Here is a 14605-nt window from a genome sequence, read left to right as displayed (position 1 = left end):
GCGCAAAAGCGTTACTCAGCCGACGAGCCAAAGCCCCAGAAGTCCGGCCGAGCCGACGACGATGCGCCACCAGGCGAACAGGGAAAATCCGTAGCGCGAGACATAGTCGAGCAGCAGCCGGACGACGATCACGGCGGCGAAGAAGGCGGTGACGAACCCCACCCCGATGATCAGCGCATCGTCGGCGGTCAGCACGTTGCGGTTCTGGAACAGATCATAGGCGAACGCGCCGGCCATGGTCGGCATCGCCAGAAAGAAGGAAAACTCGGCGGCCGAGCGCTTGTCGGTGCCCATCAGCAGGGCGCCGGCGATGGTCGCGCCGGAGCGGGACGTGCCGGGGATCATGGCGAGCACCTGGAACAGGCCGATCTTCAGGCAAAGCGACGGCGGATAGTCCATCACGTCCTCATAGCGCGGCTTCAGCGGCAGCCGGTCGATCCAGAGCAGGATGAAACCGCCGATGATGAGCACGATGCAGATCGTCAGCGGCGACTCGAACAGCACGCCCTTGATGAAGCCGTGAGCGAGGACGCCGACCACCGCGGCGGGCAGGAAGGCCAGCACGATGCCGAGCACGAAGCGCTGGGTTCTGCGATCGGACGGCAAGCGCACGGCCATCTGCCACAGACGCGCCGCGTAGACGCTGACGATGGCCAGAATGGCGCCAAGCTGGATCAGCACCTCGAAGGTCTTGCCCGTCGACTCGAAGCCCAGAAAGTGCCCGGCCAGCAGCAGATGCCCCGTCGAGGAGACGGGGATGAACTCGGTCAGCCCTTCCAGGACGCCCAGAAGGGCGGCGGCGACGATGGTTTGATCGGCCATGAGCGCTTTCGGACGGGAGCTTTCGATTGACGATGCGGCGGGATGCCCGGCGCGGCCTATATACCGGACCGGTTTACAATTCCCATGCCCTACAGTCTTTTTTGCGCCCCCGGCGACGGTCTGACGCAAGAACGCGTCGCCGTGGCAAAACCCCGCCCTGTCGCCACGGCGTCTGATGAGGTCGCTTCAACGAAAATTGTTGTAAGCGCTTTGACATCTCCGGCCGTGTGTTCAAAGTTAGGCCACGGCAAATGCTGAAGAACCCCGGGAGGCTTTCATGGCATTTTTCAACCGCAAGGGCGAACCCCTGCCCGCGCATATCGAAAAACTCGCCGCCGACACCAAGGCGGGCAAGATGGACCGGCGCGAGTTTCTCGCGCTGGCGACGACGTTCGGCGCGTCGACGGCCGTGGCCTATTCGATGCTGGGTATGGCCGCGCCGACCCGCGCCCTGGCGCAGGAGCCCAAGAAGGGCGGCTTCATCACGATCGCCATGGACGTGCGCGAACTGAAGGACCCGCGCACCTTCGACTGGTCGCAGATGGGCAACGGCGCGCGCCAGTTCCTGGAGCCGCTGGTCAAGTACACGACCGACTTCACGTTCGAGCCGCGCCTGCTGGAAGGCTGGGAGATCAATGACGACGCCACCGAGTACACGCTGCGCGTGCGCCAGGGCGTGACTTGGAACAATGGCGACGATTTCACCGCCGACGATGTCATCTTCAACATCGAACGCTGGTGCGAGCGGGATGTCGAGGGCAACTCGATGGCCGCCCGCTTCGCCGTGATCATCGACGATGAGACCGGCAAGGTCATGGACGGCGCGATCGTCAAGGACGACGATTACACCGTCAGGCTGGTTCTGCCCAAGCCCGACATCACCCTGATCGCCGGCATGACCGACTATCCGGGCCTGATCGTTCACCCCTCCTATGCCGAGACCGGTGAACTGGCGGCCAACCCGATCGGCACCGGCCCGTTCGAGCTCGTCTCGTTCGCGGTCGGCGACCGGGCCGAGTACAGGCGCCGCGAGAACGGCTCCTGGTGGGGCGGTGAGGCGCTTCTCGACGGGTTCGAATTCGTCGACTACGGCACCGATCAGTCGGCCCAGATCGCCGCATTCGAATCGGGCGAGGTCCAGGCCAACTACGAAGTGACAGGCGATTTCGTCGACATTCTGGAGGGCCTTGGACTTCAGAAGAACGAAGCGGTTACCGGCGCCACGGTTGTTGTGCGCACCAATGTCAACAACGCGCCCTATGACGACCAGCGGGTACGCCAGGCGCTGACCAAGGCCGTCGACAACAGCGTGATCCTTCAGCTCGGCATTGCCGGTCAGGGCACGGTGGCCGAAAACCATCATGTCGCGCCGATCCACCCCGAATATGCGGAACTGCCGCCGATCGAACGTGACATCGAGGGCGCCAGGGCCCTGATGGAAGAGGCCGGCCAGATGGACTACGAGCACGAGATCATCTCGATCGACGACGACTACCGCAAGAACACGACCGATGCGGTGGCCGCCCAGCTCCGCGAGGCCGGTTTCAAGGTCAAGCGCACGGTCCTGCCCGGCTCGACGTTCTGGAACGACTGGACGAAGTATCCCTATTCGTCGACCAACTGGAACCACCGGCCGCTGGGCGTGCAGATCCTTGCGCTCGCCTATCGCACCGGCGAAGCCTGGAACGAAACCGGCTATTCGAACCCCGAGTTCGACGAGAAGCTCACCGAGGCGCTGGCGATCGCCGATGCCGATCAGCGCCGCGAGGTGATGGCCGAAATCCAGGCCATGCTGCAGGAGTCGGGCATCATCATCCAGCCCTACTGGCGTTCGCTGTTCAACTTCAACGACGCCTCGGTGAAGAACTACTACCAGCATCCAACCTATGAGTTGGATTTGGAGAATGTCTGGCTGGACGCCTGACCAGCCTGAACACCAGGGCGCATCCGGAAATCCGGGTGCGCCTTTTTCAAGACAAGAACAAGAACCCGCAGAAGGTTCGGGACGGTTCGCGATCGATCGCAAGCAGAAGCGCGGCGCTTAGGGGAGAGACAGTTTGATCACGTTCATTATCCGGCGTCTGGGCATCATGGCCCTGACCATGCTCTGCCTGACGCTCGTCGTCTTCTTCCTGGTCAATCTCGAACCCAATCTGAGAAAGCTCTCCATCAGCCAGACCAACATGCGCGCCACCGACGCGCAGATCGAAAGCTGGCTCGTGCGCAACGGCTATCGCGACAATTTCTTCGTCCGCTACGGCGAATGGCTCGGCGTGATGCCCAAGCAGCCGCTCGTCGACGAGGCGACCGGCGAGGCCTCGGCGCGCTTTCCCTGGTGCGACGAACCGACCCAAGCGAGCTATTCGGGGGTCCTGCAGGGCGATTTCGGCTGTTCGACCCGCTTCAAGGTGCCCGTATCGGAACGGCTCGTGCCCGCGCTCCAGGCGACGGGCTGGCTGATGTTCTACGTGATGCTGGTGATGGTGCCCGGGGCGCTGATCGTCGGCATCCTCGCCGGCATGCGCGAAGGGTCGCGCACCGACCGAAGTCTGTCGGTCGCCTCGATCGCCTCGACGGCGACGCCCGAATATGTCTCCGGCGTCATCTTCACCGTCATCTTCGCCTCATGGCTGGGCATATTGAACGGGTCGGCGGCAACGGCGACGCGCGAGGGCATCACCTTTACCAATTTCACCCTGCCCGTGATGACCATGGCGATCTACGGCATGGGTTATATCGCGCGCATGACGCGCGCCTCCATGGCCGAGGTGATGACCGCCCAATATATCCGCACCGCGCGGCTCAAGGGGCTGACCTTCTCGTCGGTCGTCATCAAGCACGCGCTGCGCAACGCGCTAATCGCGCCGTTCACGGTGATCATGCTGCAGTTCCCGTGGCTGCTGACGGGCGTCGTCATCGTCGAGGCTATGTTCCGCTATCAGGGCTTCGGCTTCCTTCTGGTCGAGGCGGCGTCGAACAACGACATCGACCTGCTCCTTGCCTGTGCGCTGGTCTCGGTCGTCGTGGTGCTGGTCACCCAGCTTCTCAGCGATGTCGGCTACGCCTTCCTCAATCCGCGCATCCGCGTGTCGTAAGCGAGCCGGGGACACGACATGACCGAGACACTGAGCACCTTCGAGATCGTCTTTCAGATCCTCTTCCGCTTCTGGCCGGTATGGGCGGCGATGCTGATCGTCGGCGGCGTCAGCTACATGTACCGGGCGCGGCTCGGGCTCTACGGCCAGCTCTATGACGGCGCCATCGGCATGGCCGGACTGGCGTTCATCGGCTTCTGGCTGTTCACGGCCCTGTTCGCGCCGCTGATCGCCCCGTTCGATCCGATCGGCGTCGTGCCGATCCTGAAGAACGCCGTACCCGGCTCGATCGACCCGGAAACGGGCAATGCGTTCCTTCTGGGCGGCGACAAGCTGGCGCGCGACGTGTTCAGCCGCATGGTCTATGGCTCGCAGATCGTGCTGATCATCGCGCCGGCGGCAACGGCCTTCGCGCTGATGGTCGGCATCACGCTGGGCCTGCCGGCGGGCTATTACGGCGGACGGATGGACAACGTGCTGTCCTTCCTTGCCAATCTTGTCCTCGCCTTCCCGGTGATCCTGCTGTTCTACCTGCTGGTCACGCCGGGCATCACCGAAACGCCGATCCCCTACACGCTGGCGGGCCTGTTCTTCATCTTCCCGATGATCTTCTTCGTCACCCTGTTCTACACGCGCTACCAGGCGCGGCCGCAGTTCATGTGGGCGGCGATCGCGGCGACGATCGTGATCGGCTCATGGGTGTGGATCTCGCTGGTCTCCAATGATTTCGTCGTGCAAGCGCTGCGCAACAACGGGCTCGGCGCGCTGGCCGCGCTGTTCGATCTGGACATCTTCAAGATCATCTCGATCGAACCGGGCCAGCTCAACATCTTCGTCGCCGTCGTCTTCGCCTCCTCGCCCGGCGTGTTCCGGATCACGCGCGGGCTCGTCATGGACATCAAGACGCGCGACTATGTCGCCGCCGCGCAGACCCGCGGCGAAAGCCCCTGGTACATCATGCTGTGGGAAGTGCTGCCGAACGCGCGCGGCCCGCTGATCGTCGATGCCTGCCTGCGCATCGGCTACACCACCATCCTGCTCGGCACGCTGGGCTATTTCGGCCTGGGCATGCCGCCCGAGAGCCCCGACTGGGGCACGGCGATCAAGGACGGCTCGCAGCTTCTGCGGCTCTATGTCTGGCCGGCGCTGGTGCCCGCCATCGCGCTGATGAGCTTCGTGCTTGGCCTGAACCTTCTGGCCGACGCGCTGCGCGAAGAATCGCTGAAGGACTGAGGGAGAACGGACAATGTCAGCAGCAACCGATATCACTCCCCAGACCGGGGGCACGCCGGCCCCGGCCACAGACGAGACGCCGATCCTCGAGATCGAGAACCTGCACATCTCGTTCTATACGCGCGCCGGGGAAATCCCGGCGGTGATGGATTATTCGTGCAAGGTGATGCCGGGCGAAGCGCTCGGCATCGTCGGCGAGTCCGGATGCGGCAAGTCGACCGTGGCGCTCGGCATCATGCGCGACATGGGCAACCGGGGGCACATCAAGTCCGGCACGATCCGGTTCAAGGGCCGCGACATGGGTGAGATGAGCGATGCCGAACTGCGCGATCTGCGCGGCTCGAAGATCGCCATGATCTATCAGGAGCCGATGGCCTCGCTGAACCCGGCGATGAAGATCGGCCAGCAGCTCATGGAAGTGCCGATCATCCACGAGGGCGTCTCAAGGGACGCCGCCTACAAGCGTTCGGTCGAGATGCTCGAGGCGGTGCGCCTGCCCGATCCCAAGCGCGTCATGGGCGCCTATCCGCACCAGATCTCCGGCGGCCAGCAGCAGCGCGTCGTTATTGCGATGGCGCTCCTGTCGAACCCGGAACTGCTGCTGCTCGACGAGCCGACGACCGCGCTCGACGTTACGGTCGAAGCGGGCATCGTCGAACTGGTCAAGGACCTGGGCAAGAAGTTCGGCATGTCGATGCTGTTCATCTCGCACAATCTGGGCCTGATCCTGGAGACGTGCGACCGCATCTCGGTGATGTATTCGGGCGAAGCCGTCGAGACCGGCGATGTCAGCGACGTGTTCGACCGGATGCGCCACCCCTATACGCAGGGGCTGTTCCGCTCGATCCCGCTGCCGGGCGCCGACAAGCATTCGCGGCCGCTGATCGCCATTCCCGGCCAGCTCCCGCTGCCGCACGAACGGCCGCACGGCTGCAATTTCGGTCCGCGCTGCCACCATTTCGTCGAGGGCAAGTGCGACGCCGGACCGATCCCGATGATCCCGGTCAAGGGCCATCACGAGCACAAGAGCCGCTGCGTGCGCTTCGAGGACATCGACTGGACGGCGCTCCCCGAGGGGCACAAGCCGAACGAGCCGGTCGAACCGGGCGCACCGGTGCTGCAGATCGACGAACTGAAGAAGTACTACAACGTCGCCGCCAACCAGATCTTCGGCGGCGGCGAGACGCGCACCGTCAAGGCCAACGAGACGATCTCGTTCACCGCGCGCGAGGCCGAAACGGTCGCCATCGTCGGCGAATCCGGCTGCGGCAAGTCGACGCTCGCCAAGGTCCTGCTCGGCCGCGAGACGGCGACCGAGGGCAAGGTGACGCTCGGCAATCGCGACATCCAGTCGATCGAGGTCGAGAACCGGGGCGCCGATCTGGTTTCGCAGATCCAGATGGTGTTCCAGAACCCGTTCGACACGCTCAATCCGTCCCATTCGGTCGGCAGCCAGATCATCCGGACGCTGGAGAAGTTCAAGATCGGCAATTCGACCGAGGAACGACGCGAGCGCATGCTGCAGCTTCTCGACCTGGTCAAGCTGCCCCGCGCCTTCGAAACGCGCATGCCGCGCCAGCTTTCCGGCGGGCAGAAGCAGCGCATCGGCGTTGCCCGCGCCTTTGCCGGCGGGCCCAAGGTGGTGGTCGCCGACGAACCGGTCTCGGCGCTCGACGTCTCCGTGCAGGCGGCCGTGACCGAGCTTCTGATGGACATCCAGCGCGAATCGCGCACGACCATGCTGTTCATCAGCCACGACCTTTCCGTCGTGCGCTACATCGCCGACCGTGTCGTGGTGATGTATCTTGGCCATATCGTCGAACAGGGCACGACGGACCAGATCTTCTCGCCGCCCTATCACCCCTATACCGAGGCGCTCCTGTCGGCGATTCCGATCGCCGACACGTCGGTCAACAAGAAGCATATCGTGCTCGAGGGCGACATTCCCTCGGCGCTGAACCCGCCGCCGGGCTGCCCGTTCCAGACGCGCTGCCGCTGGAAGGAGAAGGTGCCCGGCAATCTGTGCGAGACCGATGTGCCGCCATATGTCGAGTGGGGCACCGGCCATCTGATGAAGTGCCATCTGTCGCGCGCCGACTTCGAGGCGATGGAGCCGGTGATCTCGTTCGACGCGGCCGAACAGGCCGAGGCCGACCCCTCGAAGGTGGTCGATACGGACAATGTCCAGGCGGCGCCCGTCGAGGAAGGCGACGCGACGGCCCGCGGCGAGATCCCGCAAGCCCGCGAACATGCGCGCGCCGTGACCGAACGCGGGCAGACGCCGGGATCCCCCGACAAGACGCTCGTGACCGGCGGTGCTGCAACCTCCGGCGTCGTCAATGTCGCGGGCCCGCAGGCAACCGGCGCAAGCCGTCCCGACGAGGCCACGGGCGGGCTGAACGAAGCCCCGCGCGGCGGACCGGCGGGCGAAAGGGACGGCGGTGGTTCGACCGGCGATGCCGACAGGCCGCAAGGCATGGCCCGGCCCGACAAGCCCGACGATCTCAAGAAAATCTCCGGCGTCGGTCCGAAGATCGAAAGCCGGCTCAACGATCTGGGAATCTACACGTTCGAGCAGATCGCGGCGTGGCAGAAGGCCGAGCGCGACTGGGTCGATTCCTATCTGAGCTTCAAGGGGCGGATCGAGCGCGACCGGTGGGTCAGCCAGGCGCAGGCGCTGGCCGCGCAGAAGTCCGGCCGCTGAACGAGATGAGCGCGCCGGCCGAAGCTCCGGCGGGGCCTGAATCCGGCACCGATCCCCGCCAGGACGCCGCCGGTTCCGGCGCACTCGAGGCGATCACCGCTTTCCAGGCAGAATTTTCCGACTTCGGCGCATTGCCGGCGACGGTGCGCCACCAAACAAGGCGCTGTCTGACCGATCTGATCGGGGTCGCCGCAGCCGGCAGCCGGACCACACTCGGCGCGATCATCGCCGCCCATGCAGCCGACCAGTTCGCCGCCGGCGCCAGACCCGCCTCGATCCTGTTCGATCCGCATGGCCGCAAGGCTTCGGCGGCCGGCGCGGCGCTCGCCGGCGGCATGACGATCGACGCCATCGACGCCCATGACGGTCACCCGCTGACCAAGGGCCATGCCGGGTGCGGTCTGTTCCCGGCCCTGCTGGCGCTCGCCGAGACCGAAGCGCCGGACATGCCGCTCGAGGCATTTCTCGGCCATCTGGCCGTCGGATACGAGATCGCCATACGCTGCGGCATCGCGCTGCACGCGACGGCGCCGGACTATCACACCTCGGGCGCCTGGATCGCCGTCGGCATCGCGGCCACGGGCGCACCGATCCTTAAGCTCGATCGCGGGGCCATGCGCCATGCGATGGGCATCGCTGAATATCACGGGCCGCGCAGCCAGATGATGCGCTGCATCGACCATCCGACCATGGTCAAGGACGGCTCGGGCTGGGGTGCGATGGCCGGCGTGTCGGCGCTGATGCTGGCCCGTTCCGGCTTCACCGGCGCACCGGCGCTGACCATCGAGGACCCCGCCGTCGCCGATCTGTTTACCGATCTGGGCACGCACTGGCGCATCGGCGAGCAATATTTCAAGCCCTGGCCAGTGTGCCGTTGGACGCAGCCGGCGGTCGAGGCGGCATTCGCGCTCCGGCGCGATCATGCCCTCGATCCGGCCGACATCGCGGCGATTCGCGTGCGGACCTTCCACGAGGCGACGCGGCTTGCCGCGCGGCGGCCGGCCGACACCGAACAGGCGCAATATTCGCTGCCCTTTCCGATGGCGGCCATGCTCGTTCACGGCCGGCTTGGCGTCGCCGAGATCAGCGGCACGGGCCTTGCCGACGCGGCGGTGCTCGACCTGGCCGGCCGGATCGAACTGATCGGTGATGCGCGTTTCGACGCGGTCTTCCCGGCCGAGCGGTGGGCCGAGGTGGAAATCGACCAGCGGGACGGCCGGACGATCCGTTCGGCTCCGCTGACCGCGCGCGGCGATGCGGATGCGCCGCTATCGGACGACGAGATCACGGCCAAGTATCGTGCGCTGATGGGCGAAGCCGGTCACGCCGATCGCGCGGGCCCGATCGAACGCATGGTGATGGCGCCGGGTACGGCGACGGTACGCGATCTCATCGCTCTGGTTTCGGCTTGACCCGGACCCGGGTCTCCAGAAGGTCGACCCATTCGGGATGGCGGTCGAACTGCGCCTTGGCGAACGGGCAGAGCGGCACGATCCGGGTGTTCGCCGCGCGAGCGTCGGCGATCAGTTGGTCTAGGAGGCGCCGGCCGGTGCCGGTGCCGCGAAAGGCGTCGGGCACTTCGGTGTGGTCGATGATGATCAGCCCGTCATTGACGCGCGAATAGCTCATCTCGGCGGTGGCGCCGCCCGGCGCGGCGATGAGGTAGCGGCCCTTGCCATCGTATTCCTCGCGGGCGATCGGCAGGCTGGCGACATCGACCATCGCGCCGCGCGCCGCGTTTACCCACAAGGTCAGCCGGGTGATCTCCTCATCGGTGATCTCGCCCCCGCCCCGGTTCCAGTGCACTTCGGTGTTCGCGCCCGCCGCATCGAACGCATCGGCCAGCGTGCCGATCCGGTCGGCCGGCGTCTCCGGGTCGGTCGCGCCAGCGGTGATCAGCACGCTCAGCCCGTCAAGCGCGGCGCTGGCGGGCAGGTGCGGGTCGCGCGGATGCAGAAGCGCCAGATGCGACAAGCCGGCGGGTGGCTCCGCCAGCGCGACGATGAGCGCGTCGGCACGCGCGCCATGGGCGACGATCATCGCGGCTCCGGTTTCGGTGTCGCCGGCGATGCGCAGATCGTCCGCCCCGTCGAGCGTGCGCTCGATGGCGACGAAGGCACGGGCGGCGGGTGCGTCGCCGACAAGCTTGATCGTGCGAGCACTCATGGCGCCGTCTCCGCCTGCAGGTGGTCGAGCGGCAGTCGCGCCGGACCCTTGTGGTTCTTCAGCACCAGATTGGTACGCACATCACGGATGCCCTCGAACTTGAGCAGCGTGCCGCCATTGGCGACCATTTCGGCGACCAGTTCTTCGAGCCGGCCGAACCGGGGCGCGCAGGGCGCTGCAGCCGCACGGGCGACGGACCGGCCCTCGTCTTCAATCGGACCGATCATCACCGCCCGACCCGGCGGCGCAAGAGGCGCATTTTCGCGAACGTTCCGGGGGTCTCCGGGTTGGAAGGTGGTGTGCCGCAATACCTTTTTCCAATCCCGCCCCGGGTGAACAGATTTCAGGGCTTTGGCACCTGAAGCGCTTTCAGCAGAACTCGCAGATTTCTTCGCGCGTGCCAACGCGCAAATACAAGGAGATTGCGCGTTCCGAGCAAGTGGGGGGTCACGAGAAATGCGCGCTACGCCACAACGAGAACGATCACGCCGGCGGCAACCAGCGCGCAGCCGGCGATTTCGGCCCGGTTGATCGGTTCGCGGAAGATCAGGACCGTCGTCGCATAGGCGAACAGCATCTCGATCTGCGCCAGCGCCTTGACCGCGCCGGCCTGCTGCAGCGTCATCGCCGAGAACCAGCCGAACGAGGCGAGCGCGCCAGCCAGTCCGGTCAGCGCGCCGATCCGCCAGGCGTCGGCGATGCGGCGCAGTTCGGCCCGGTCGCGGACGGCCATCCAGACGAGAATCGCGATGGTCTGCATGGTGATCGCCACGCACAGGGTGAGCCCGGCCTGCACGAGGAAGTTCGGGCCCGAAAGGCTGAGCGAGGCGGCGCGAAACGCGACGGCCGCAAGGCCGAAGAAGGTGCCGGAAACAAGCCCGATCAGGGCGGTGGGCGAGGCCAGAAGCGCCAGCGGCGAACGGCCGCGCGCCATTTCGCCGACGGGCTGGCGGGCCAGCGTCAGCACGATCACGCCGCTGACCGAGATGGCGATCGCCGCCAGAACGGACGGCGCCGCCCGCTCGGACAGGAAGACGAGCCCGAAAATGACGGCCTGGATCGGCTCGGTGCGCGAATAGGCCGAACCGACCGCGAAGCTGCGCCGCGTGAACATGATGACGAGCAGGGCCTGGGCGAGGATCTGCGCGAAGGCTCCGACCGTGACCCACAGCCAGAACGAACCATTGGACGCCGGCAGACTTGTGCCGGTCAACCACAGGACGAAGACCAGAAGCGCGAACGCCACCGGCAGGCCGAAACCGAACCGCACGAATGTGGCGCCCGTCGTGCCCATCTTCGTGCGCAGATGGCGCTGCAGGCCGGAGCGCATGTTCTGCACGAAGGCCGCGGCGATCGTGATCGGTATCCAGAGTTCCATGGGGTCACCGTGACGGCCGCGCGGCGGTTTTTGTTTCGGGCCAATCGAGGCTGTGCCATAACAGACCCATGAACGTCCATTCTCCGACCCCGGCCGATTTTGCTCATGTGCGCGAATGGGTCTTCGATCTCGACAACACGCTCTACCCGCACCATTCGAACCTGTTCTCGCAGATCGACGTGGCGATGACCGGCTATGTCTCCGAGCTCTTGCAATTGCCACGCGAGGAAGCGCGCAAACTGCAGAAGGACTATTACAGGCAGTATGGCACGACGCTCGCCGGACTGATCGCCCGCCACGACGTCGACCCGGATGACTTTCTGGAGAAGGTGCACGACATCGACTATTCGTGGATCGATCCGGACCCGGCGCTGGGCGAGGCGATAAGGGCGCTGCCCGGCCGCAAGTTCATCTTCACAAATGGCGACAGGAAACATGCCGAACGGGCGGCGCGGCAGCTGGGAATCCTCGACCATTTCGACGAGATCTTCGACATCGTCGCCGCCGATCTGGTGCCCAAGCCGGCCGGCTCGACCTATGACAAGTTCCGGGCCATCCACCGGGTCGATTGCGCGCGTGCGGCGATGTTCGAGGACCTGGCGCGCAACCTCGTCGTGCCGAAGTCGCTGGGCATGAAGACGGTGCTGATCGTGCCGCACAATTTCGAGGCGACGTTCTCGGAAATCTGGGAACGCGAGGATGTCGAGGACCAGGTGGACCACGTCACCGACGATCTGGCCGGCTTCCTTCGTTCGATCCTGCCCGGCCTCTGAGCGCACGCCGCTAACGCGCTGCGAACTCCCCACGATTTCCTTTGCCGCGCATCCTCGGTAGGATGGCGCTGCGCAACATCACGCGGGTGGCGATCGATGAATGTCGAACCGGATGTGGATCGGGCGGTGGCCGAGGCGAGCGAGCCGACTCCGAAGCGGGTCTCGCAAATGACGTTCCCGGAGCTGGTGACATTCGCGACCGCACTCGGGAACAAGATCGACACGCTGTGGCACCGGATCATCTACATCCATGTGGGGATGATCGCGGTAGTCATCTTCCTGGCCAACGCGCCCGGTGACCATATCGTCGCGCGGATCGCCGTGTTCGGCTTTTACACGTTCAACGTGATCATCACCTTCATCAATCTCAACGAGGCCTATGGCGGTCTCGTCGCCGCGATCGCCGACATTCGCCGGTTCGAAGCACGCGGAGCCTCGGGCGCCGTCCAGGCATGGCTCACCGCGCGGGACTATGGCAACAACACCCGGCTGCGCGCGGCCGTCCTGTTCGTCTTCTGGCTCATCGTCGCCTATCTGATCGTCGTTCCGCTCGCATCAAATCCCGACATGGCCCTTCACGAGCGAATTCAGACCTTTCTGGGCATATCCCCGCCCCGTCGGTGACCTGCCGGCGTCACTCGCCGATCAGGCGCATCACCACGGGCTCGACCACATCGGCGAGCGCCTCGTCGGAGACGATCGCGGCGATCGTCTCGCGTGCGGCCGAGATGCTGTCGGTATCCTGGTTGCGCAGATGCCCGAGCACGCCGAGCAGCGCGTTCTCCTGGCAGACCCCCGTGCGGTAGCGCCACAGGGGCAGGGTCGAGCCGCCATCGTCGACCGCTTCCAGCCCGCATCGGCGTTCGGGCGCAGCGTTGCGCCAGAAGAGCGCCATCAGATCGATCAGGGCCGATGATTCGTCGGCAAAATAGCCATGCGCCAGCATGTCCTGACCGAGCTCAGACATGTCGATGCTGTCAAGAACGGGGCTCTTGAGCATGCTGTCGCCGCCCTGCCCGGCGCGTGGGGCATCGCCATGCAGCTTGCGCGAGACGGCGAGTGCCCAGTCGCTCTCGGAGGCATACAGCGTCTGGCGCAACGCCAGTGGCCGGATCGTGCGGATCATCTCGGCGAACAGGCCGGCATCGACATCGGGGGCGGCGAACACGACCTGACCGAAGACCGGGCGTGGCAGGTTCGCCGGGTCGGTGCGCAGCGCCAGCAGTTCAAGGGCATCGGTGAGCGCCCGGTTGCCCATCGAATGCGCGATCAGGTGCACGCGCCTGGCGCCGGACCGGCGCACGAAATCCTCGAGGAAATGGGACAGGCGGCGTCCGCTCAGGCGCACGACGGCCGTGTCCGCGATATAGCCGGTGGTCGCGCCGCGCGAGGGCCATGAGTAGACGACCGGAACGCCGGCGAACTTCATGTCGTAGGCCAGCTGCGCCGCCCTTTTCGCTGCCGCTTCGAACGTGACGTTGTAGCCGTGAACGAAGATGAAGGCCTCGTCGCTGCCGCGATCCTGAAGCCGCGTGGAGACCGCGCCGAAGAAGGCGTCGGCGGGGACCGGCTCGACGGACTGCAGGATGACGTGCCGCGACGGCGAAGCGCCGAATTCCAGCCGCCAGATCGACGGAACCTCGATCGCGCCGGGGCGGTGCCGGTTGGGGATGGTCACCTGCGCCCGGCCATACTGCAGATCGCCGCGTTCGAAGCCGAAAAAGCGGTTCGGTTCGTCCGCGCCGGTCCGTTTCCGATCGGTCGCATAGAAGACCTCGACCTCGGTGAAGCCTTCATCGGCGCTGCGCGTGGCGCCATCGGTCGCGGCAAACGGCGCCGTTCGCAACGCGGCCGCTCGCTCGCGTGACCGCTCGGCCGCAGCCTCGTTGCCCGCCGCGTCCGCAAGTTCGGCCATCCGGTCGAGCAGCGCGGCAAGCCGTTCGGTCGGCGCGTTTGCCGCGGCGCGCAGATCGATCGCCATCTCCAGCGCGGCGAGCGCGTTGCGCGTCGCGCCGGCCCCAACGTAAGCGTCGGCTGCCCGCTCGAACCAGGGCGCCGGGTCGGCCTGAAGCAGATCGCGGTGGCGGACGCCAAAACGGGCCACCGCAACGAGGGCGTCGCCGAGCCGGGGATCGTCCAGCGCCTCGAGCAGCTCCACCCGCTCCTGGAGTAGCCCGAAAACGAAACGCGGGTCCATTTGCCGATCGGCATCGGCGAGCGCCGCCTCGACCTCCGCAAGCCGTTCGGCCGGCGTATCGGCGGCCATCAGTCCCAGGGCGACGAGGTCCGGCTCGAGCTCGGCCTGCTGCGCAAGGGCCGGCTGCGCCGACAGGGTAAGGGCAAGCAGCGCGGCGAAGACGAGCCGGCTCAGTATGCCAGGGGCCGACAATTCGGTACCGGAATGTTGCATGTGGCGACCATTGACCTCAAAAAT

Annotated in this window: 12 protein-coding genes and 1 pseudogene; 8 read left to right on the top strand and 5 right to left on the bottom strand. The window is 65.8% G+C overall.

The features are described 5' to 3' along the window. Nucleotides 1-15 precede the first annotated feature (15 nt). Nucleotides 16-822: an undecaprenyl-diphosphate phosphatase gene (locus E0E05_RS01250; RefSeq protein ID WP_131615041.1), complete on the bottom strand. Its 807-nt coding sequence runs from the start codon at nt 820-822 to the stop codon at nt 16-18. 277 nt (nt 823-1099) lie between these two features. On the opposite strand from E0E05_RS01250, the gene E0E05_RS01245 reads away from it, so the two are divergent. The 6 genes and pseudogenes from E0E05_RS01245 to E0E05_RS01225 all read left to right on the top strand — a co-directional run bounded on the left by E0E05_RS01245 (nt 1100) and on the right by E0E05_RS01225 (nt 9266). Beyond that, entirely contained in the window at nt 1100-2746 is a 1647-nt protein-coding gene (locus tag E0E05_RS01245; RefSeq protein ID WP_131615040.1) for an ABC transporter substrate-binding protein, read from the top strand. 133 nt (nt 2747-2879) lie between these two features. Further along, on the top strand, nt 2880-3917 hold the full coding sequence (locus tag E0E05_RS01240; protein WP_131615039.1) for an ABC transporter permease: 1038 nt from the start codon (nt 2880-2882) through the stop codon (nt 3915-3917). A gap of 18 nt (nt 3918-3935) precedes the next feature. Beyond that, nucleotides 3936-5150, top strand: coding sequence for an ABC transporter permease (locus E0E05_RS01235; RefSeq protein WP_131615038.1), 1215 nt, complete (start codon nt 3936-3938; stop codon nt 5148-5150). Nucleotides 5151-5163: 13 nt separating this feature from the next. Beyond that, a pseudogene (locus E0E05_RS01230) lies at nt 5164-7296 on the top strand (ABC transporter ATP-binding protein); the annotation flags it as partial. 330 nt (nt 7297-7626) lie between these two features. After that, nucleotides 7627-7854 carry a hypothetical protein gene (locus E0E05_RS17950; protein ID WP_487399497.1) on the top strand — a complete coding sequence of 76 codons (228 nt, stop codon included), beginning with the start codon at nt 7627-7629 and terminating at the stop codon, nt 7852-7854. Nucleotides 7855-7859: 5 nt separating this feature from the next. Continuing rightward, nucleotides 7860-9266 (top strand): MmgE/PrpD family protein, encoded by a 1407-nt coding sequence (locus tag E0E05_RS01225; protein ID WP_131615036.1) that lies wholly within the window; start codon nt 7860-7862, stop codon nt 9264-9266. Here E0E05_RS01225 and E0E05_RS17810 read toward each other — a convergent pair. The 3 genes from E0E05_RS17810 to E0E05_RS01210 form a co-directional block, all read right to left on the bottom strand. Beyond that, nucleotides 9244-10020 carry an N-acetyltransferase gene (locus E0E05_RS17810; protein WP_342212177.1) on the bottom strand — a complete coding sequence of 259 codons (777 nt, stop codon included), beginning with the start codon at nt 10018-10020 and terminating at the stop codon, nt 9244-9246. The two genes, E0E05_RS01225 and E0E05_RS17810, sit on opposite strands and share 23 nt — an antisense overlap. Next, the gene (locus E0E05_RS01215; protein ID WP_131615035.1) at nt 10017-10247 is read right to left on the bottom strand and encodes a hypothetical protein; all 231 of its coding nucleotides are present in this window, start codon (nt 10245-10247) and stop codon (nt 10017-10019) included. Before E0E05_RS01215 ends, E0E05_RS17810 begins: the two co-directional genes overlap by 4 nt. Before the next feature lie 236 nt (nt 10248-10483). Beyond that, the gene (locus E0E05_RS01210; RefSeq protein ID WP_131615034.1) at nt 10484-11398 is read right to left on the bottom strand and encodes a DMT family transporter; all 915 of its coding nucleotides are present in this window, start codon (nt 11396-11398) and stop codon (nt 10484-10486) included. Nucleotides 11399-11466: 68 nt separating this feature from the next. On the opposite strand from E0E05_RS01210, the gene E0E05_RS01205 reads away from it, so the two are divergent. Then, nucleotides 11467-12171: a pyrimidine 5'-nucleotidase gene (locus tag E0E05_RS01205; protein ID WP_131615033.1), complete on the top strand. Its 705-nt coding sequence runs from the start codon at nt 11467-11469 to the stop codon at nt 12169-12171. 96 nt (nt 12172-12267) lie between these two features. After that, entirely contained in the window at nt 12268-12795 is a 528-nt protein-coding gene (locus E0E05_RS01200) for a hypothetical protein (RefSeq protein ID WP_131615032.1), read from the top strand. Between the two features lie 10 nt (nt 12796-12805). Here E0E05_RS01200 and E0E05_RS01195 read toward each other — a convergent pair whose 3' ends face one another. Further along, nucleotides 12806-14581 carry an alpha/beta hydrolase gene (locus tag E0E05_RS01195; protein WP_131615031.1) on the bottom strand — a complete coding sequence of 592 codons (1776 nt, stop codon included), beginning with the start codon at nt 14579-14581 and terminating at the stop codon, nt 12806-12808. Between the last annotated feature and the right edge of the window lie 24 nt (nt 14582-14605).

Source organism: Roseitalea porphyridii (assembly GCF_004331955.1).
Taxonomy (GTDB): Bacteria; Pseudomonadota; Alphaproteobacteria; order Rhizobiales; family Rhizobiaceae; genus Roseitalea; species Roseitalea porphyridii.
The sequence above is the reverse complement of the archived record's forward strand: the minus strand, read 5'-3'. Positions and strand labels throughout refer to the sequence as shown.